Source organism: Pseudomonas sp. CFBP13528, assembly GCF_005233615.1.
Taxonomy (GTDB): domain Bacteria; phylum Pseudomonadota; class Gammaproteobacteria; order Pseudomonadales; family Pseudomonadaceae; genus Aquipseudomonas; species Aquipseudomonas fluorescens_AM.
Genome location: NZ_QGAJ01000013.1, coordinates 147,880 through 165,094 on the forward strand (window position 1 = coordinate 147,880; position 17,215 = coordinate 165,094).

Annotated in this window: 22 protein-coding genes; 11 read left to right on the forward strand and 11 right to left on the reverse strand. The window is 62.3% G+C overall.

Annotated elements, in window-relative coordinates; translation table 11 throughout:
* Positions 1 to 57 precede the first annotated feature (57 nt).
* The 3 genes from PspCFBP13528_RS21130 to PspCFBP13528_RS21140 are packed head-to-tail and all read right to left on the reverse strand — an operon-like array spanning position 58 to position 1,945.
* Positions 58 to 600 carry a DUF2937 family protein gene (locus PspCFBP13528_RS21130; RefSeq protein ID WP_101219146.1) on the reverse strand — a complete coding sequence of 181 codons (543 nt, stop codon included), beginning with the start codon at positions 598 to 600 and terminating at the stop codon, positions 58 to 60.
* A gap of 10 nt (positions 601 to 610) precedes the next feature.
* Complete coding sequence (locus PspCFBP13528_RS21135; RefSeq protein ID WP_101219148.1) at positions 611 to 1,387, reverse strand: class II glutamine amidotransferase; 777 nt, start codon at positions 1,385 to 1,387, stop codon at positions 611 to 613.
* A 30-nt stretch (positions 1,388 to 1,417) separates the two neighbouring features.
* Positions 1,418 to 1,945 (reverse strand): MFS transporter, encoded by a 528-nt coding sequence (locus PspCFBP13528_RS21140; protein ID WP_065950518.1) that lies wholly within the window; start codon positions 1,943 to 1,945, stop codon positions 1,418 to 1,420.
* Between the two features lie 24 nt (positions 1,946 to 1,969).
* Here PspCFBP13528_RS21140 and PspCFBP13528_RS21145 point away from each other — a divergent pair, with 24 nt between their 5' ends.
* Positions 1,970 to 4,012: a S9 family peptidase gene (locus PspCFBP13528_RS21145; protein ID WP_137201433.1), complete on the forward strand. Its 2,043-nt coding sequence runs from the start codon at positions 1,970 to 1,972 to the stop codon at positions 4,010 to 4,012.
* Positions 4,013 to 4,080: 68 nt separating this feature from the next.
* On the forward strand, positions 4,081 to 4,554 hold the full coding sequence (locus PspCFBP13528_RS21150) for a cyclic nucleotide-binding domain-containing protein (protein ID WP_065950520.1): 474 nt from the start codon (positions 4,081 to 4,083) through the stop codon (positions 4,552 to 4,554).
* On the opposite strand, the gene PspCFBP13528_RS21155 is transcribed toward PspCFBP13528_RS21150, so the two are convergent.
* Positions 4,551 to 4,829 carry a hypothetical protein gene (locus PspCFBP13528_RS21155; protein ID WP_065950521.1) on the reverse strand — a complete coding sequence of 93 codons (279 nt, stop codon included), beginning with the start codon at positions 4,827 to 4,829 and terminating at the stop codon, positions 4,551 to 4,553. The two genes, PspCFBP13528_RS21150 and PspCFBP13528_RS21155, sit on opposite strands and share 4 nt — an antisense overlap.
* Before the next feature lie 78 nt (positions 4,830 to 4,907).
* Here PspCFBP13528_RS21155 and PspCFBP13528_RS21160 point away from each other — a divergent pair, with 78 nt between their 5' ends.
* The 4 genes from PspCFBP13528_RS21160 to PspCFBP13528_RS21175 all read left to right on the forward strand — a co-directional run bounded on the left by PspCFBP13528_RS21160 (position 4,908) and on the right by PspCFBP13528_RS21175 (position 7,045).
* Positions 4,908 to 5,594 carry a hypothetical protein gene (locus PspCFBP13528_RS21160; protein WP_065893509.1) on the forward strand — a complete coding sequence of 229 codons (687 nt, stop codon included), beginning with the start codon at positions 4,908 to 4,910 and terminating at the stop codon, positions 5,592 to 5,594.
* Positions 5,595 to 5,653: 59 nt separating this feature from the next.
* Entirely contained in the window at positions 5,654 to 6,028 is a 375-nt protein-coding gene (locus PspCFBP13528_RS21165; RefSeq protein WP_057723014.1) for a YajD family HNH nuclease, read from the forward strand.
* A gap of 104 nt (positions 6,029 to 6,132) precedes the next feature.
* Positions 6,133 to 6,600: an RNA methyltransferase gene (locus PspCFBP13528_RS21170; protein WP_053136646.1), complete on the forward strand. Its 468-nt coding sequence runs from the start codon at positions 6,133 to 6,135 to the stop codon at positions 6,598 to 6,600.
* 94 nt (positions 6,601 to 6,694) lie between these two features.
* Positions 6,695 to 7,045, forward strand: a complete 351-nt coding sequence (locus PspCFBP13528_RS21175) for a DUF2892 domain-containing protein (RefSeq protein WP_137201434.1) — start codon at positions 6,695 to 6,697, stop codon at positions 7,043 to 7,045.
* Positions 7,046 to 7,124: 79 nt separating this feature from the next.
* Here the strand turns inward: PspCFBP13528_RS21175 and PspCFBP13528_RS21180 are convergent, their stop codons facing one another.
* Together PspCFBP13528_RS21180 and PspCFBP13528_RS21185 are read right to left on the reverse strand one after the other, a co-directional pair.
* On the reverse strand, positions 7,125 to 8,345 hold the full coding sequence (locus PspCFBP13528_RS21180) for a hypothetical protein (protein WP_137201435.1): 1,221 nt from the start codon (positions 8,343 to 8,345) through the stop codon (positions 7,125 to 7,127).
* Positions 8,346 to 8,358: 13 nt separating this feature from the next.
* Complete coding sequence (locus tag PspCFBP13528_RS21185; RefSeq protein ID WP_065950524.1) at positions 8,359 to 8,808, reverse strand: YcgN family cysteine cluster protein; 450 nt, start codon at positions 8,806 to 8,808, stop codon at positions 8,359 to 8,361.
* A 153-nt stretch (positions 8,809 to 8,961) separates the two neighbouring features.
* Between PspCFBP13528_RS21185 and PspCFBP13528_RS21190 the strand changes: the two genes are divergently transcribed.
* Entirely contained in the window at positions 8,962 to 9,546 is a 585-nt protein-coding gene (locus PspCFBP13528_RS21190) for a nitroreductase family protein (RefSeq protein WP_065950525.1), read from the forward strand.
* Between the two features lie 215 nt (positions 9,547 to 9,761).
* Here the strand turns inward: PspCFBP13528_RS21190 and PspCFBP13528_RS21200 are convergent, their stop codons facing one another.
* The 4 genes from PspCFBP13528_RS21200 to PspCFBP13528_RS21215 all read right to left on the reverse strand — a co-directional run bounded on the left by PspCFBP13528_RS21200 (position 9,762) and on the right by PspCFBP13528_RS21215 (position 12,962).
* The gene (locus PspCFBP13528_RS21200; protein WP_065950526.1) at positions 9,762 to 10,694 is read right to left on the reverse strand and encodes a D-2-hydroxyacid dehydrogenase; all 933 of its coding nucleotides are present in this window, start codon (positions 10,692 to 10,694) and stop codon (positions 9,762 to 9,764) included.
* Positions 10,695 to 10,801: 107 nt separating this feature from the next.
* The gene (locus tag PspCFBP13528_RS21205) at positions 10,802 to 11,095 is read right to left on the reverse strand and encodes a YcgL domain-containing protein (protein WP_065950527.1); all 294 of its coding nucleotides are present in this window, start codon (positions 11,093 to 11,095) and stop codon (positions 10,802 to 10,804) included.
* Complete coding sequence (rnd, locus tag PspCFBP13528_RS21210; RefSeq protein ID WP_065950528.1) at positions 11,092 to 12,225, reverse strand: ribonuclease D; 1,134 nt, start codon at positions 12,223 to 12,225, stop codon at positions 11,092 to 11,094. The genes PspCFBP13528_RS21205 and rnd overlap by 4 nt, the downstream gene beginning before the upstream one ends.
* A gap of 137 nt (positions 12,226 to 12,362) precedes the next feature.
* The gene (locus tag PspCFBP13528_RS21215) at positions 12,363 to 12,962 is read right to left on the reverse strand and encodes a class I SAM-dependent methyltransferase (RefSeq protein WP_065950529.1); all 600 of its coding nucleotides are present in this window, start codon (positions 12,960 to 12,962) and stop codon (positions 12,363 to 12,365) included.
* Positions 12,963 to 13,128: 166 nt separating this feature from the next.
* Here PspCFBP13528_RS21215 and PspCFBP13528_RS21220 point away from each other — a divergent pair, with 166 nt between their 5' ends.
* Positions 13,129 to 13,902, forward strand: a complete 774-nt coding sequence (locus tag PspCFBP13528_RS21220) for a transporter substrate-binding domain-containing protein (RefSeq protein ID WP_137201436.1) — start codon at positions 13,129 to 13,131, stop codon at positions 13,900 to 13,902.
* Here PspCFBP13528_RS21220 and cynR read toward each other — a convergent pair.
* Positions 13,877 to 14,743, reverse strand: a complete 867-nt coding sequence (gene cynR / locus PspCFBP13528_RS21225; protein WP_137201437.1) for a transcriptional regulator CynR — start codon at positions 14,741 to 14,743, stop codon at positions 13,877 to 13,879. The two genes, PspCFBP13528_RS21220 and cynR, sit on opposite strands and share 26 nt — an antisense overlap.
* Positions 14,744 to 14,856: 113 nt before the next feature.
* Between cynR and PspCFBP13528_RS21230 the strand changes: the two genes are divergently transcribed.
* Genes PspCFBP13528_RS21230 through PspCFBP13528_RS21240 form a run of 3 tightly spaced genes read left to right on the forward strand, consistent with a single transcriptional unit; the run spans position 14,857 to position 16,892 of the window.
* A complete protein-coding gene (locus tag PspCFBP13528_RS21230) occupies positions 14,857 to 15,498 on the forward strand; it encodes a carbonic anhydrase (protein ID WP_137201438.1) in 642 nt (213 codons plus the stop codon).
* A 27-nt stretch (positions 15,499 to 15,525) separates the two neighbouring features.
* Positions 15,526 to 15,996, forward strand: a complete 471-nt coding sequence (gene cynS, locus PspCFBP13528_RS21235; RefSeq protein WP_104502119.1) for a cyanase — start codon at positions 15,526 to 15,528, stop codon at positions 15,994 to 15,996.
* Positions 15,997 to 16,052: 56 nt separating this feature from the next.
* Complete coding sequence (locus tag PspCFBP13528_RS21240) at positions 16,053 to 16,892, forward strand: cache domain-containing protein (RefSeq protein ID WP_137201439.1); 840 nt, start codon at positions 16,053 to 16,055, stop codon at positions 16,890 to 16,892.
* The last annotated feature ends 323 nt before the right edge of the window (positions 16,893 to 17,215 follow it).

Consider the following 17,215-nt stretch of genomic DNA (forward strand, 5'->3'; position numbering starts at 1 on the left):
AGCTGGCCCACCGCTATCGGGGGCAAGCCCCCTCCCACATTGGATGTGTGTCAGGACTTAGAGCCCCTTGAGGTCCCGCTCTTCAATCGGCCGGCTCTGGCGCAGGCGCCGGCCGCCCAGCACCACCCAGTCGATCAGGCGGTACAGGCATTCGATACCGAACGACAGCAACATCGCCCCGCCCAGGCCCCAGCCCATGGCCTCGGGCGTCAGCAGGATCTGGTAGCTGTAGCCGTTCCAGGTTTCCAGGCGAATATCCGGGTCAGCCGCCACCGCCACTTGCAGGACGCGAATGTACCAGGGGCCCTGCATGGCCTGGAATTGCTTGTCCAATGCCAACTGACGGTCGAGCATCGCGCCCAGGCTGCTGGCGTCGCTCTGGAATACCGGGTCATCACTGGCACGGTAATGCGCCACCAGGGCTTGCATGTCACCGTTGAAGAACTGCTGCGCGGTGGACTCGAATCCGCGCAGGCCTGTCTGGGCCTCGATCAAGTGGGCTTCGACGCGCTTGGCGTAATCGTTGATGAACCCCGGCACTTGCACGCCGACCAACAAGCCTATGGCAAACAGCACCAACCGCAGATAGCTGAGCAACATGGTCGATTCCTTATTGGGTAACGCCCTGGCTGACGCATTCACCGCGTCGCCACAGGCTCCATTGGCCCGGTTCGTAGCGGGTCCAGTTTTCGTTGTCGGTCAAAGGTTCGGTGGCGATGACCGTTACCACGTCATTGGGGGTGGTTTCGGCCTGAAAATCGACGATCACGTCGACATCTTTCAAGCGGGCCGGACCAAATGGCGCGCGCCGGGTAATCTGCGCCAGTTTGGTCGAGCAGTAGCAAAACAGCCAGTCGCCATCGCTGAGCAGGCAGTTGAACACACCTTTGCTGCGATATTCGGCGCAGGCGGCGATCAGGTCCGGCAGCATCTGCTCGATATCCACCGGTTCCGGGAAGGCTTCGCGTACGCGGTTGAGCAAGTCGCAGAACGCCGCTTCACTGTCGGTGTCGCCCACCGGTCGGTAGAAGGTGGCGCGGGGGTTGAAGTCCGCCAGTTGGCCATTGTGCGCAAAACACCAGTTGCGCCCCCACAGTTCGCGCACGAACGGGTGGGTATTGGCCAGGCTCACCTTGCCTACATTGGCCTGGCGGATATGGCCGATCACCACTTCGCTCTTGATGGGATAGCGCTGCACCAGCAGGGCGACTTCCGACTCGCTGCTCGCGGCCGGGTCCTGGAACAACCGCAGGCCACGGCCTTCGTAGAAGGCGATGCCCCAACCGTCGCGGTGGGGGCCGGTTCGCCCGCCCCGCTGCATCAGCCCGGTGAAGCTGAACACGATATCGGTGGGGACGTTGGCACTCATGCCCAATAATTCACACATGCCAGGGCTCTCGCTGCAGGGCGGACAACGTTAAAGACGCGGTTCGACCCGCATGCCCCCGACGGGGGCCGGGCGACGGAACGGTTCGTCTTCCTCCGGCTCGGCGGCCAACGCCGCATCCGTGGCCGCCTTGCGCTCACGGCGCGCCTTGGCAGCGCGCTCGATGGGCCAGCGGATCAGCACGAATACGATGTACAGCGCACATACGATCATCGTGTACATGAACAGGTCGGAGATCGCGCGCCAGGCGTTGTTGCCGACCTTGAGCAGCAGGTCCAGGGCGGTAATCGCCACCGCAGGCGCGAACTGGGTCTTGATCGGGTCGACGATGGTGGGGCTGAGCAGCAGCACCGCCATCAGTAACTGCAACGGCTCGCGCAGCCAGCGCCAGACCCAGCGGGTCATGCGCCACCACACCAACAGGCAGCCCAAAGCAGCAAAGGCGTAAAGGCCCCAAGCGGTCAGATAGTCGTTCTCGGTCATGGTGTCCATGGCAAGGCTGGCAAAGAGGCGGCTATGATAACGGCTTTTGCGTGTCGCGGCTGCAATGCCGGCCACCGTCTGCCAGATAGAGAATTATCCATGCCTATTTCCACCGCACCGATCGCCCGCAAGGCCCCAGGCCCGGACCCGTACGCCTGGCTGCAAGAACGTGACAGCAGCGAGGTCCTCGATTACCTCAAGGCAGAGAACGCCTGGCAAGACGCCCAACTCGCCGACCAGCAGGCACTGCGCGACACCCTGTTCGAAGAGATCAAGGGCCGAATCCTGGAAACCGACCTGTCGCTGCCCTCCCCCTGGGGCCCGTACCTGTACTACACACGCACCACCGCCGGTGACGAATATGCGCGTCACTACCGTTGCCGGCGCCCTGCCGATGACAGCAACCAGGTGGATGACAGCAGCGAAGAATTGCTGCTGGACCCGAACGTGCTGGCCAATGGCGGCTTTTTTTCCCTCGGCGCGTTCAGCATCAGCCCCGATCATCAGCGCCTGGCCTACAGCCTCGACACCACCGGTGAAGAGATCTACACCCTGTACGTGAAGGAATTGGCGAGCGACAAGGTCAGTGAGCTGGTATTCGACAACTGCGACGGCAGCATGACCTGGGCCAACGACAGTCTCACGCTGTTTTTCGGCGAACTGGACGACACTCACCGACCGCACAAGCTTTACCGCTACCGCCTGGACGGCACGGCGGCGCAGGAAGTGTTCCACGAACCCGACGGACGCTTCTTCCTGCATTGCTACCGCTCCAGCTCCGAGCGCCAGTTGCTGTTGGCCCTGGGCAGCAAGACCACCAGCGAGATCTGGGCACTCGACGCCGACCAGCCGCACCTGGATTTCACCTGCCTGGCGCCACGGGTCGAGGACCACGAATACGATGTCGACCATGGCCAACTGAATGGCGCATGGACCTGGTTTATCCGCAGCAACCGCGACGGTATCAACTACGCGCTGTTCGTCGCGCCTGACACCGGCACGGTACCCACCGAAGCCGACTGGCAGAACCTGATCCCCCACAGCGACGAGGTGATGCTCGACGGCGTCAGCCTCAACGCCAGCGCCATGACCCTGAGCCTGCGTATCGGCGGCCTGCCGGTGATCGAAGTGCATCCTGAAGGTGTGGCCGCCTATCGCGTGGAACTGCCTGACGCGGCTTACAGCCTCTACGTACAGAACAGCCTGGAATTTGCCAGCGACAGGATTCGCCTGCGCTATGAAGCACTGAACCGTCCGGCCCAGGTGCGTCAGTTGGAACTGGCCAGCGGTGCACAGCAGGTGCTCAAGCAAACCCCGGTACTCGGTGTGTTCAACGCTGACGATTATGTCAGCCAGCGCTTGTGGGCCACGTCCGCCGACGGCACCCAGGTGCCGATCAGCCTGGTGGTCAAGCGTGACCAGATCGGCAAGCCGACGCCGCTGTACCTGTATGGCTACGGCGCGTATGGATCTAGCCTGGACCCGTGGTTCTCCCACGCGCGCCTGAGCCTGCTGGACCGAGGTGTGGCGTTTGCCATCGCGCATGTGCGCGGCGGTGGCGAGCTGGGTGAAGCCTGGTACCGCAACGGCAAGCAGGAACACAAACAGAACACGTTCAGCGACTTTATCGCCTGCGCCGAACACCTCATCGCCCAGGGCCTGACCACCGCCAACCAGTTGGCGATCAGCGGCGGCAGCGCCGGCGGCTTGTTGATCGGTGCGGTACTCAACCAACGGCCGGAGCTGTTCCAGGCGGCGATCGCCGAAGTGCCGTTTGTCGATGTGCTCAACACCATGCTCGACCCGGAACTGCCGCTGACCATCACCGAGTACGACGAATGGGGCAACCCGCAGGAGCCCGAGGTGTACGCGCGCATCAAGGCGTATGCGCCGTACGAAAACGTGGGTGCCCAGGCCTACCCGCACCTGCTGGTGATCGCCGGTTACAACGACAGCCGCGTGCAGTACTGGGAAGCGGCCAAGTGGGTGGCCAAACTGCGCGACACGAAGACGGACGATAACCTGCTGCTGCTCAAGACGGAGCTGGGCGCCGGTCACGGGGGCATGAGCGGTCGTTACCAGGGATTACGTGACGTAGCGCTCGAATATGCATTTGTGTTCAAGGCGCTGGGCTTGATTTGAGAACTTAGTCAGGCGGCCCTGTCTGAACACAGGACCGCCTACCGGATTGATGGACCAAGATTGCCGCCATGTCACAACCTACCCTGCTTAACGACGAAATCCGCGACATGCTCATGGACTGCGGTTTGTTCGACCCGCTGCTGCCGGAAGATTTTCATATTGCCGCGGGCTATTTCAATATCAGCAGCATTGCCGGGGGAGAGGTGATTTTCCTCGAGGGCGATGCTGGAACCTTCATGTGCATCCTCCACAGCGGCCAGGTGGCGGTGCAGAAAACCAACCCCGCCGGTCAACGCCTGACCATCGCCACCCTGCGCAGCGGCCGGGCCTTTGGGGAGATGGCGGTGCTCGACGGCGAACGGCGATCGGCCAGTTGCATTGCGGCCACCGATTGCGTGCTACTGAACCTGGGCAAGGACGCCCTGGAAAAAATGCTCAACGAAGCGCCCAGGGTCGCGGCCAAGATCATCCGAGCGATTGCCATTGCCCTGTCCAGGCGCTTGCGCATGGCGGATGGGCAATTACTGTCGCAACAGTTTTAACCGCCGGGCGTCTTCGGCTTGCTGTCGTTCTGCTGCAGGCCCGGGACAGTCTGGTCCTTTGGCGGCGCCGGCAGCACGATCGGCGCCAGGGGCGGCGAGCCGTTGGTCTTGGGCACGACGGGCGGCGTGACCTGCGGGTACAACGTGGGCGTTGGCGTACCCGGCGCGCCGGGAGTTGGCGCGGGTGCGACCGGCACGGTTTGCAACTCCTGCGCCTGCGCCGCACCCAATGTGAGCGCGCCAAGCACAATGACCGTTAGAATGCTGCACTTCATCGATGGCTCCATGGCCTGACCGGAATGTCACAAGGCTACTCCCAACCGCGCAAGAATGCCCTTCCCAATGAGATTTCCATGAAACGTTTCGTTCTGCTGGACACCACTCCGATCCCCGACAATGGCGGTGCCTTGTGCCTGTTCGAATACGGCGAGGATTTCGTCATCAAGATCCAGGGCGGTGACGGTGGCCAGTTGATGAACACGCGCATGCACGGCTCCGAAGATGCCTTGGCCGAAATTCCGTGCCGCAAAGTCGCCGGTCGTCCGGGTTCACGGGTGCTGATCGGCGGCCTGGGCATGGGGTTTACTCTGGCCTCGGCGCTCAAGCACCTGGGCAAGAGCGCCGAAGTGGTGGTGGCGGAGTTGGTGCCGGGCGTGGTGGAGTGGAACCGTGGGCCGCTCGGCGAAAAGTCCGGCCGCCCCTTGCTCGACCCGCGTACGGTGGTGCGCATGGAAGACGTGGCCAAGGTGCTGCAGGCCGAGCCCCAGGGGTTTGATGCGATCATGCTTGACGTCGATAACGGCCCTGAAGGCCTCACGCAAAAAGCCAACAGCTGGCTGTATTCCGCCGGCGGCCTGGCCGCGTGTGCCAAGGCCTTGCGCCCCAAGGGCGTGCTGGCCGTGTGGTCGGCCAGCGCCGACAAACTGTTCAGCGATAAACTGCGCAAGGCCGGTTTCAAGGCCGAAGAAGTGCAGGTATTCGCCCATGGCAACAAAGGCACGCGGCACACCATCTGGATTGCGGAAAAGCTCAAGGGCTAATTGCGCTGTGATTAGCTAGAATCAACCTGTCCGTGACCACCCAATAGCCAGGAGCCATGATGAGCTCGACCAACCCGCCCTCCCACACCGCCAAGCTGGACCGCATCCTCGCCGATGCCCAGCGCGACCGGGAAATGGGCTATCGCGACAAAGCCCTGAAAATGTACCCCCACGTGTGCGGCCGCTGCGCCCGTGAATTCGCCGGCAAACGCCTGAGCGAACTGACCGTGCACCACCGCAACCACAATCATGACGACAATCCCCAGGACGGCTCCAACTGGGAACTGCTGTGCCTGTACTGCCATGACAACGAGCACTCGCGCTACACCGACCAGCAGTACTTCGGCGAAGGCTCCACCAGCAGCCCGACGATCGCCAAGGCCACGCACAACCCGTTTGCGGCGTTGGCGGGGTTGATGAAGAAGGACGGTTGAAAGCGGCAAGCTGCAAGCTGCAAGTGGCAAGAAAAAGCCGCCTGCTTTTACTTGTCGCTTGCAGCTTGCCGCTATAATGCTGCCTTTTTAAGGCACCCTTCCCCGTGGGCAATAAACGCTACAGCTGTATCGGCTTGTATAACCCCAAATCCCCCGAAAATGTCGGCTCGGTCATGCGCGCCGCCGGCTGCTACGGCGTGGCTTCGGTGTTCTATACCGGCGTGCGTTACGAGCGCGCGCGGGACTTCATCACCGACACCAAGAAGGTGCATCACGACATTCCGCTGATCGGCATCGATGACCTGAAGAAGATCCTGCCCCTGGGCTGTATCCCCGTCGCCGTGGAGCTGGTGGAAGGCGCCCGCCCGCTGCCCGAATACACCCACCCCGACCGCGCGCTGTACATCTTCGGCCCCGAAGACGGCTCGCTGGACAAAGACATCCGCGACTGGTGCGAGGACGTGGTCTATATCCCGACCACCGGCTGCATGAACCTCGCCGCCACCGTCAACGTGGTGCTCTACGACCGCCTGGCCAAGGGCAATAACACCCGCTCGGGACCCAAGTACTGAAAATCAGGTAATGAAAGTCAGGGCTCAAATAGCGGGAACATCCGGCCATCGCCAACAGTCAGCTACTTACACTTGCCTTTGTTGGAGACGGATCATGAGCGACAGCAAAACCCTGCGACCTGTGATTGAACACCTGCAGCCGGACGCCCAGCGCACGCAGAACGTACACGGCTGGGAACGCATCGGCTCGGTAGCCGGTGGCGTGATGATGGTAGGCAAAGGCCTGCGCCGTGGCGGGCTCTTCGGGCTGATCCAGGTGGCGATTGGTGGCGTGGCGCTGGCACGCGGTTTTACCGGCCACAGTTCGCTCAAGGACAAGCTTGAGCAGGGCCGCCAGGAAATGAACAGCGTCCGTACCAAGATCGAGCGTGCGGGTGCGCAGCTGAAGAACTTGAAGACCAAGGCCGAAGTGGCGGCTGAAGAAGCGGTGAAAACCACGGGCTGAAGTTAGCGAGCAGCCAGAGATTCAAATGTGGGAGGGGGCTTGCCCCCTCCCACATTTTGCTTTGTGCAAGGTTTGAAGATCAGTGCAGCAGTTTGCTATCGAGCACCACCGATGACTCGCCAATGATATTCTCGGCCAGCTGCACAAACTGCGCAGTGGTCACGCTGCCGGCGCGCATTACCGCTTGCGCCAGATCATCCAGCGAGCGCTTGTTATGGGTTTTCACGCGGATCTCCCGGTCCAGCTCCTGCAACACCACCACCGCCCGTGACACTGTTGCGCCGCTGACGTGTTCGCCACGCAGGCGGGTCACGTCCTTGCCCTCCTTCGTCAGGCGCACCTGTATCGCCTGATACCGCTCATCGGTGATCCCACCGGCGCGGCGTACCAGTTCAATGGCGTAGTAACCGGCCAGGCCTTCGCTGATCCAGTCACTGGTGTCGTGGTCATTGAAACGGGCAATGGTCTGTACCACTTCGCGGATCAACGGGCTGCTGCCGTCTTCACTGACCAGCGGCGTGCGGCTGTTGAGGTAGATCGAGTCACGCGCCGCAAAGGCGCCACGGCGCATCGGATCGCCGGCGCCCACCACCAGCAGTTTGGCCGGGTGGCGCGGGAACGCAGCTTCCACTTGCGGCCACACGAAGGTCAGCAGCGTCAGCACATCCATACGCCGCATGCCCTGGCCCTTGGGCGACGTCACGGTGACGTCGGTCTGTCCCAGGCGCATGCGGCGGCTGCCCAGGCTACCGGCGAGCATCCAGCCGGTGGGGCGGTCGAACAGGCGGGACACGTTGTCGATGCGGAACTTGTTTTTGCCGATACGCGGCCAGGCGGTCTCGACGCTTTTCCAGCCCGGCGGCAGCTCGAACGTCAGGCGCGAGACCAGCTCGACACCATCCTGCTGGTCCAGCCGTGCGGTGGGCACCAGGTCGTCGCCGCGAAACAGCGCCCAGGCCGGCGTCATCCGCGCTTCGTAGGTGCCGGGGTTGTGCGCGTGGGTCAGACGTACGCGGTAGGTCAGGCTGGCCTTGTCGGCGCTGGGTTGCCAGTGACCCCGACGACCATCGACCTTCCATTGCCCATCGGCCTTGAAATCGCTGTAGTCGCCGTCGCGGCCCAGGTCGAAATCCAGGCTGCGCACCGCAGAACCCTGGGACAGGCTTACGAGCACCTCGGCCTGATCGCTCTGGGGCAGAAGTTTGACGTGGTAATCCAGGTCGACTTTCCTGGCGCACCACGCCGACGTGCTCAGCGCCAGCAACAGCGCCACTGTCGCCAGCTTGAATCCCACCTTCATACACACTCCTGGTTCAACCCGCGCGGAAGATCAGGTAATCCTCCCAGTCGTCCTCTGGCACGCTGCCTTCGCTGAGCATGCGCCCGGACTGGGAAATGCGTTCGTGGTGCACGGCGTCGCGGTCGCCGCAGACCAGGTGGTGCCACAACGGCAAATCCTTGCGCTCGCTGACCAGGCGATAGCCGCAGGTGGGCGGCAGCCATTTGAACTGGTCGGCCTGCCCGGGCGTGAGCTGAATGCAGTCCGGCACCGACGCCCGACGATTGGGATAGTCGCTGCACTGGCAGGTTTTCAGGTCCAGCAGTTTGCAGGCGATGCGCGTGTAATAGACGCTGTTGTCGTCTTCATCCTCGAGCTTTTGCAGGCAGCACAGGCCACAGCCGTCGCACAGCGACTCCCATTCCTCCTGGTCGAGGTGCTCGAGGGTTTTGCGTATCCAGAAAGGTTCGACTTTGGCGGCCATGGCTCTGCATCAGTATCGGTAGGTTCAAAGGCCGCCAGTCTAGTGCCCAAGCCCCCTGGGGCCAAGCGCTTACGACTGGCGGTGTAACAAGGCTTGTCAGTCTAGTGGTTGCGCAGTAGTTTTGAGCGCCGAATTGACGATCAGGAACTGCTCATGACCCGTGTTGCCGACTATCCGATCCACCCCCAGTTCACCGAACGCTGGTCGCCTCGCGCCTTTACCGGCGAGAGCATCTCCCGGGAAACCCTGCTGAGCTTCTTCGAAGCGGCGCGCTGGGCACCTTCGGCCTACAACTCGCAGCCATGGCGCTTTCTCTACGCTCGCCGCGACACGCCGGACTGGGAGCGCTTCCTGGGTTTGCTCAATGAATTCAACCGGGGCTGGGCGCAGCATGCGTCGGCACTGGTGATCATCGCCTCGAAGACCGACTTCGTCGCCCCCGGCGCCACGGAAGAAACCCCGGCCCTGTGGCACACCTTCGACACCGGCGCCGCCTGGGGCCACCTGGCCTTGCAGGCCAGTCTCGCCGGCTGGCACACCCATGGCATGGCCGGCTTCGATCAGGAACTGACCCGCAAAGAGCTGAAGATCCCCGCAGGCTATGCGCTGCACGCCGCCGTGGCAGTGGGCAAGCTGGGCGACAAGTCGAGCCTGCCCGAGTACCTGCAAGGCCGCGAAGCGCCAAGCCCGCGCAAGCCGCTGAGCGAGCTGGTATCGGAAGGTGACTTCAGTCTCTGAATCGCGCGCAAAAACCAATATGGGAGGGGGGCAAGCCCTAATGCCAGTTAGTTAAGGCTTTTTGTAGGAGCGAGCTTGCTCGCGAAAAACTCACAGGCACCGCGTTCATGCAGAAAGCACGCGTTATCGTTGACGCTTTTCGCGAGCAAGCTCGCTCCTACAGACTGGCATTAGGGCAAGCCCCCTCGCACATTTTGTCCACGCCTGCGTTCGTATCAGTAGCCGCGCTCGAAACTTACTTCCCCGCGTAGTGCCTGTTTAGCCTGGTACGCACGCACGTTCTGCACGAACAACTGCACCATCATTGCCGGCGAAGTCGGTGCCGAGCTGTGCCCGGTCAACAACAAGCCCCACGCCGTCCAGAACGGATGGCGTTGCGGCAGAGGCTCCTGGCGGCAGACGTCGATCACCGCTCCGGCCAGATGTCCCTCTTTGAGGGCTTCGACCAGATCGGCATCCACCACCGCCACGCCGCGCCCGACGTTGATAAACAAGGCGGTCGGCTTGAATTGCTTGAACAGTGCGGCGTCGTACAGGTCATGGGTGTCGGGGGTGTTGGGCAGCAGGTTGATCACATAATCCACCTCGCCCACCAGCCGGCCCAATTGATCGAGCCCGGCGACTTCGATAAACGGCGCCTGCTCGCGGGCCTGGCTGGCGATGCCATACAGCTTGACGCCAAACGGCAGCAGGAACTGCGCCACGCTCTGGCCAATATCGCCGGTGCCGACCACCAGCACCTTGCGCCCCGCCAGGCTCTGGCCCAGGCGGCTGTCCCACTTGCGCTCGACCTGGCTGACCAGCCGCGCCAACACTTCACGTTCGTGTCCGAGCATGTAGGCCAGGACGAATTCGGCCATGACCTGGCCAAAGATGCCGACCGCGCGGGTCAGGCGATAATCACGCGGCAATCCTTCGGCCAGCAGCGGCGTGATGCCAGCCCAGGTCGACTGCAACCATTGTGGATGATGCCCCTGGCGCAACAGCGTCGCCAGCAGGTCCGGCTGGCCCAGCCACACGGGGGAATCGGCGGCCAGGCGCGAGAGTTCGGCCGAGTCGCCGCTGGTCAGTACCTCAAGGTCCGGCGCGGCTTCGCGAAGCAATTGGGCGTAGAGCGGGTGATCCTGTTCAGCAATCAGAACACGCATGGTTCAAACCTTTCAAAAACAGTGCAGACGGCCGCCCGCATCCTTACGGCCACCGTCCTCTAATACAATTCCATTCAAGCCTGCGCCCTGATACGGACGCTGATCGGTCACATCGGGTCGTTGCGGCGTAGCAGCTCTTCAGGCAGGTGCTCGATGTACTCGTCCTCGGCGGGCGGCATTTGCAGGTGATAGCCCTGCTTGTCGAGGTTTTCCAGCACCACGGCGATGTCCTCGCGCGACAGTTTGCGCTCGGGTGTCAGCACCATGTCGAAGGCGTGATGCGGCTTGCCGAAGGCGAGCATCAACGGCTCCGGCACCCGCTCCAGGGCGTCGCTCTTGAGGACATAGAGGTACATGCCGTCTTTTTTCAAGCTGCGATAAATCGAGCAAATACGTTTCAAGGCTGTTCTCCGGCACTGGCCAGGCTGTCGAGCAGCGCCTGGCCCATCAATTCGCGACGCCAGCCACGCAGCGAATCGGGTAATTGGTAAGGCCCATCGGGATAGCCACTTTTAACCAGGGCTTCGAGGGTTTTCTTGCGTAGCATCAGTTCCGGCGCCATGTCCAGGCGCTCGGCGAACGTCTGGCCCAGGGCGCGCAGTTGCTTGATCAGCGCAGCGGCATCGACCGGCAGCGGTTCAGGCACGGCAGGCGGCCATTGGTCCATGGGCACGCTGCCCGCACGCTTGATCAGGTCGAGCAGGAACTGGCCGTCCTGACGCACGGTGCGCGGGTGCATGTCTTCGATCTTGCCCAGGGCGGCGAGGTTATCCGGCTGGGATTTGGCCAGGGGCCATAACGAGTGCTCACGCACGATGCGGTTGCGCGGCAGGTCACGAGCGCGGGCTTGCTGCTCGCGCCAGGCGCACAGTTCACGCAATACGACGAGCTGGGCGCGGGACAGTTTCCACGCCAGCTTGGCGTCGCGGTACACCTCGTACGGGTCGACTTCGCGGCGCAGGTTGGCCACCAGCTCGGCGCCGTCTTCCAGTACCCAGGCGTATTTGTCGTCGGTCAATTGCGGGCGCAGGCGGATGTAGACTTCAGCCAGGTGCACGGCGTCTTCGGCGGCATAGCTCACCTGGGTTTCGGACAATGGCCGCTGCAGCCAGTCCGAGCGCGTCTCGCCCTTGGGCAGGTCGATGTCGAGCACCGCTTGCACCAGTCGCGAGTACCCCATGGAGAACCCGAGGTTCAGGTAAGCCGCGGCCAGTTGAGTGTCGAACAACGGCGCCGGCAGGCTGCCGGTCAGGCGCAACAGCACTTCCAGGTCTTCGCTGCAGGCATGTACCACCTTGATCACGCCCGGGTTTTCCAACAAGGCGGCCAAGGGTTGCCAGTTGTCGATGGTCAGGGGATCGATCAGGTACGCGCGCACGCCATCACCGATCTGGATGAGCCCGGCAATGGGGTAGAAGGTGTCGACCCGCATGAATTCGGTGTCGAGGGCGACGAATGGCAACTGCTGCCATTGGGCGCAATGCTGGCCGAGGCTATCGTTGTCGCAGATCCAGTGAATATCGATGGCCACACGGCTCTCCCTTGAAGAATGGCGCGCAGTATATATCGCGAAAGGGACTTGCGAGCATCCGCAGTGCACAGGCAACCATGAAAACTCAGACAGACGATGAAGAATAATCCGACAGGCGGAAGCTATCTCCTCTGAAGCTATCCCCTCTTGCGCAGGACGTAGACACACCAGAGTTTGGAGCCGGGCAGGAACTCCCGCTGATTCAGGACTTTGAAGCCGGCCTGGCGAAACTCCTCCTCAACCGGGATACGCGCGTCCACGGACACAATCACAGTGTCGCGGCTGACGCGGTGGAATTCCCGTAGCAAGGCCAGGCGCACCTCGGTATCGGGCACATGGCGAAACAACTCCAGGCAGAAGATGCAATCCACCGCATTCGCCGACAGACCAATGGAAAAGGCTGAGCCCGGGAAAGTCTTGACGCGTTTGAGCAAGGCCGCCGAGTGATGGGTGCGGGCATGGTCGAGCATGTCCTGGGAAGGGTCCGATGCCAGGATCACCCGATTGACGTGCTCTGCCAGGACCGGCCAGAACCGCCCGGAGCCGCAGGCCAGGTCGAGGATCAATCCAGGCTCCCCGGCGACCTTCAACGCATGGCGCACCAGCCGTGCATCGCGCCACGCGGACAGACGCTGCAACAGCCCGGGCGGACAGGTATCACCACAGACCCTGGCATGCTCACGGTCATAGCGCTCGGTGAATTCGGTCTCGATGGAGGATGGAGGTTGTGACGACATCGCAGGCTCATGTGGACAAAACGGAAGTAAAACGACCTTGATCGGCAGCTTAACCACCGCAACGTGAAAAAAAGGTCGAAAGCCGCAACGCCGTAATCCGACACCTTGCCACCCTGCCCCGTGCTGGAAATAATGTCCGCCCGACCTGCCCCAAGGACTCGACCGCATGAAAGCTCCTCTAGCCCTGTGTGTACTGGCGAGCGTGGCAACCACCGCCCTGGCCGATACCAGCCCGTCACGCCTGGACGAGGTCATCGCGCGTGGCACGCTGACGGTGTGCACCACCGGCGACTACATGCCCTACACCTCGTTGCGTGCCGATGGCCGCTATCAGGGCATTGATATCGCCATGGCCGAGTCCCTGGCCAAGAGCCTCAACGCGACGATCACCTGGGTGCCCACCACCTGGAAAACCCTGATGCCGGACTTTCTGGCCCAACGCTGCGACATCGCCGTAGGCGGTATTTCGGTGTCACTGGAGCGCCAGAAAAAAGCCTTCTTCAGCCAGCCGCTCGGTGTCGACGGCAAGATCCCGCTGGTGCGTTGCGCCGACGTGCAGCGCTACCAGAGCGTCGAGCAAATCAACCAGCCCCAGGTGCGCGTGATCGAACCGGCGGGCGGCACCAATGAGGCGTTTGCCCGCGCCCAGCTGGGGCAGGCGCAGATACGCCTGCACGACAACGTGACGATTTTTGACGAACTGCTGGCGGGCAAGGCCGACGTGATGATCACCGACGCCAGCGAAGCGCGTTACCAGCAAAAGCAAAAACCGGGACTGTGCGCGGTCAACCCCGATCGGCAGATGCAATACAGCCAGAAAGCCTTCCTGCTGCCGCGCGACGATGTGGCCTGGAAAAGCTACGTCGACCAGTGGTTGCACCTGAGCGTGGCGACCGGCGTGTATGACGGCATTGTCAGTCAGTGGCTGGCGGCGCCTTGATCAGCTCGACAAAGGCCGCGCACGCGGCGCTGCGATAGGCGCCCCTGCGGCTGAGCAGCCCTACGGTGCGGTGCGGCAACGGCGGCTCGATGGCCACGGCGTGCAACCCGGCCTGCGCCAGGGCCAGTGCGCGGGGCAGGATGGTCGCCAGTGAAGTGTTACGCACGATTTCAATGATCGCGCCGATGGAGTTGGCCTCCATGACAATGCGCGGTTTCACGCCTTGCCGGCGGCAGTAGTCATCGATATAGCGGCGCGTGGCAAACCCCGGATCGAGCAGGACCAGCGGCTGCTCGAACCATGCCGACCGATTCACCTCGGGCGAATCCGCCCGCACCACCACGCTCAAGGCCTCGGCAAACAACGCCTCACACTCGATATCCGGCCCGTGTTCGCCGGCAAAGCCGATGCCGATATCCAGCAAATCCTCCCCCAGCGCGGCTTCGATGCGGTCCTGGGTCAACTCTTGGACGCTCAAGGTGATGCCTGGGTACAGCCCATGGAACCGCGCCAGCAACGGGCCGATCAGGTAGGCGGTAAAGGTCGGGGTCATCGCCAGGCGCAGATGCCCGCGGCTCAAGTCCTGCACATCATGCATCGCACGGGTGCCCGCCTCCAGGTCCTGCAATGCCAGCCGGGCAAAGCGTACATAAGCCTGGCCCGCATCCGTCAGGCTGACGCTGCGCCCGGAACGATCGAGCAGCGGCGCTCCCAGGGTGTCTTCAAGTTGCTTGATCTGTTGCGACAAGGTGGGTTGCGACACATGCAACGCTTGGGCCGCTCGGGTGAAATTGCGGTGCTCGGCAACGGCCAACAGGTAACGGATATGGCGCAACAGCATCAGTGACGCTCCAACTATAGGCAGTACTTATAGAAACAATAATAAGCCGGTCTTGGACGCTATAGGCGAAAACTTCCATCCTTGCCCTATCAGCAACGCAAGGAGAACTCCCTATGCAGCACCTCATCGACGGCTTTCGAAAATTCCAGCGCGAAGCCTTTGCCCAACGCAGCGACCTGTTCAAACACCTGGCCACCACGCAAAACCCCGGCACGCTGTTCGTGTCCTGCTCCGACAGCCGTGTCGTCCCGGAACTGCTGACCCAGCAGGAACCAGGCGACCTGTTCGTCATCCGCAATGCCGGCAATATCGTGCCGTCCTACGGGCCGGAACCGGGCGGCGTATCGGCCACGGTCGAATATGCGGTGGCGGTACTCGGCGTGAGCGACATCGTGATCTGCGGCCACTCCGACTGCGGCGCGATGACCGCCATCTCCACCTGCACCTGCCTGGACCACCTGCCTGCGGTCGCCAACTGGTTGCGCCATGCCGAGTCGGCCAAGGTGATCAACGCCGCCCGCCCGCATGTCTCGGACGCGGCGCGCCTGGATGCCCTGGTGCGTGAAAACGTGGTCGCTCAATTGGCTAACCTCAAGACTCACCCGTCCGTCGCCCTGGCGCTGGAGCAAGGCCGGCTGAACCTGCACGGCTGGGTGTACGACATCGAAACCGGTGGCATCGACGCACTGGATGGACGCAGCGCACGCTTCGTGTCCCTGCTCCAACACCCGACCACCCGCGCTCACGCCGCCTGAACCCATTCAACCCAAGAGGACTTCATCATGCTGCAATCGAACTTTTCCCAAACCCCTCGCCTGGCCCTGGCCGACACCGTCATCGACCTCAAGGCACGCAAGGACCTGTCCTGGCAGGACCTCGCCGACGGCACCGGCCTGAGCCTGGCTTTCGTCACCGCCGCCCTGCTCGGCCAGCATCCGCTGCCCAAGGACGCCGCCGACGTGGTGTGCGCGAAACTCGGCCTGGACGAGGACGCCAGCCGCCTGCTGCAAAGCGTGCCCCTGCGCGGCAGCTTCCCCGGCGGCGTGCCGACCGATCCGACGATGTACCGGTTCTACGAAATGCTGCAGGTCTACGGCTCCACCCTAAAGGCCCTGGTGCATGAGCAGTTTGGCGACGGCATCATCAGCGCGATCAATTTCAAGCTGGACATCAAGAAAGTCGAAGACCCGGAGGGCGGTTCGCGCGCGGTGATCACCCTGGACGGTAAATATCTGCCAACCAAACCCTTCTGATCGTTCGCCGAACCGTCTACGCTCTGGTGATTCCAACAAGACCGAGGGACGGGTAGATGAACACACTGCTACGACTCGCCTGGCTGCTGCTGTTGTGCGGCAGCCAGGTGCACGCCGACACGGCCAATGACGCCGACGCTCAAGCGGCCAAGGCGTTGCTGGAAAAGGCCCTGGTGTACTACCAGAACAATGGCGACAAGGCGTTGGCCGCTTTCAGCCGCCAGGGCGAATTCATCGACCAGGACCGCTACGTCTTCGTGGTCGACACCAAAGGCGTACTGCTGGCCAGTGGCGGCCCCTCCTCGGCCTTGATCGGTCGCGACGTGTCCACCGTACTCGGGCCCGATCTGCAAGCCTCGTTCAAACACGCCATCAGCGCGCCCGAAGGCCAGGGTATCCAGCAGGCCGATTATCGGTGGCAGAACTGGAATGACGGCAAGGTCGAACACAAGCATGTGTTTTACCAGCGGGTGGGCGAGCGCATCCTGGCGGTCGGCTATTACCTGCCACGGGCCACACCGGAACAGGCGCGGGCACTGCGCAACAAGGCGGTGAACGCGCTGCTGAAGGACGAAGCGGGGACGCTCAAGGCGATCAACTCATTGCAGGGTGGTTTCCTGCAGGATGATCTGTATGTGTTCGTGGTTGACCTGGATACGCGGCGCTATGTAGCGCACGGCACCGATCTGCGCTTGATCAATACCGATTTCGCCAAGGTCAAGGACCCGGATGGCCGGCCTGTCGGGGAGCCGATCCTTGCGTTGATGGGGGAGCAGGATCAGGGCGAATATAAATACCGCTGGAAGAACCCGGTGACCGGGAAGGTCGAGAATAAGCATGCTTATGTGCGCAAGGCCGGGCATTGGATGGTGGCGGTGGGGTATTACAGTCCTTGATTCATCTGACGGGTACATATCCTGCTGCGGTAACGGATATGTACGCTGTTGGCTTTGTGTGGGAGGGGCGGTGCGACGATTCGACTTGCCCCCGATGGCGGCCTCTGGGCCGACCAGGATGTTGGATCAGATTGAGTACATATCCGTTTCTGCGGTAACGGCCACTTAGGGTTCCGCCCTGACGGCGGCTCACTTTTGAAAAGCGTAAAAGTAAGCAAAACGCTCATGCGGGTATGACTCACCCACATGGGTTACAAATCAGTTCACGCACATAGGTAACAGTTTTTAACTGGCAGGGTCGATTTCGCGAGGATCTGACCATG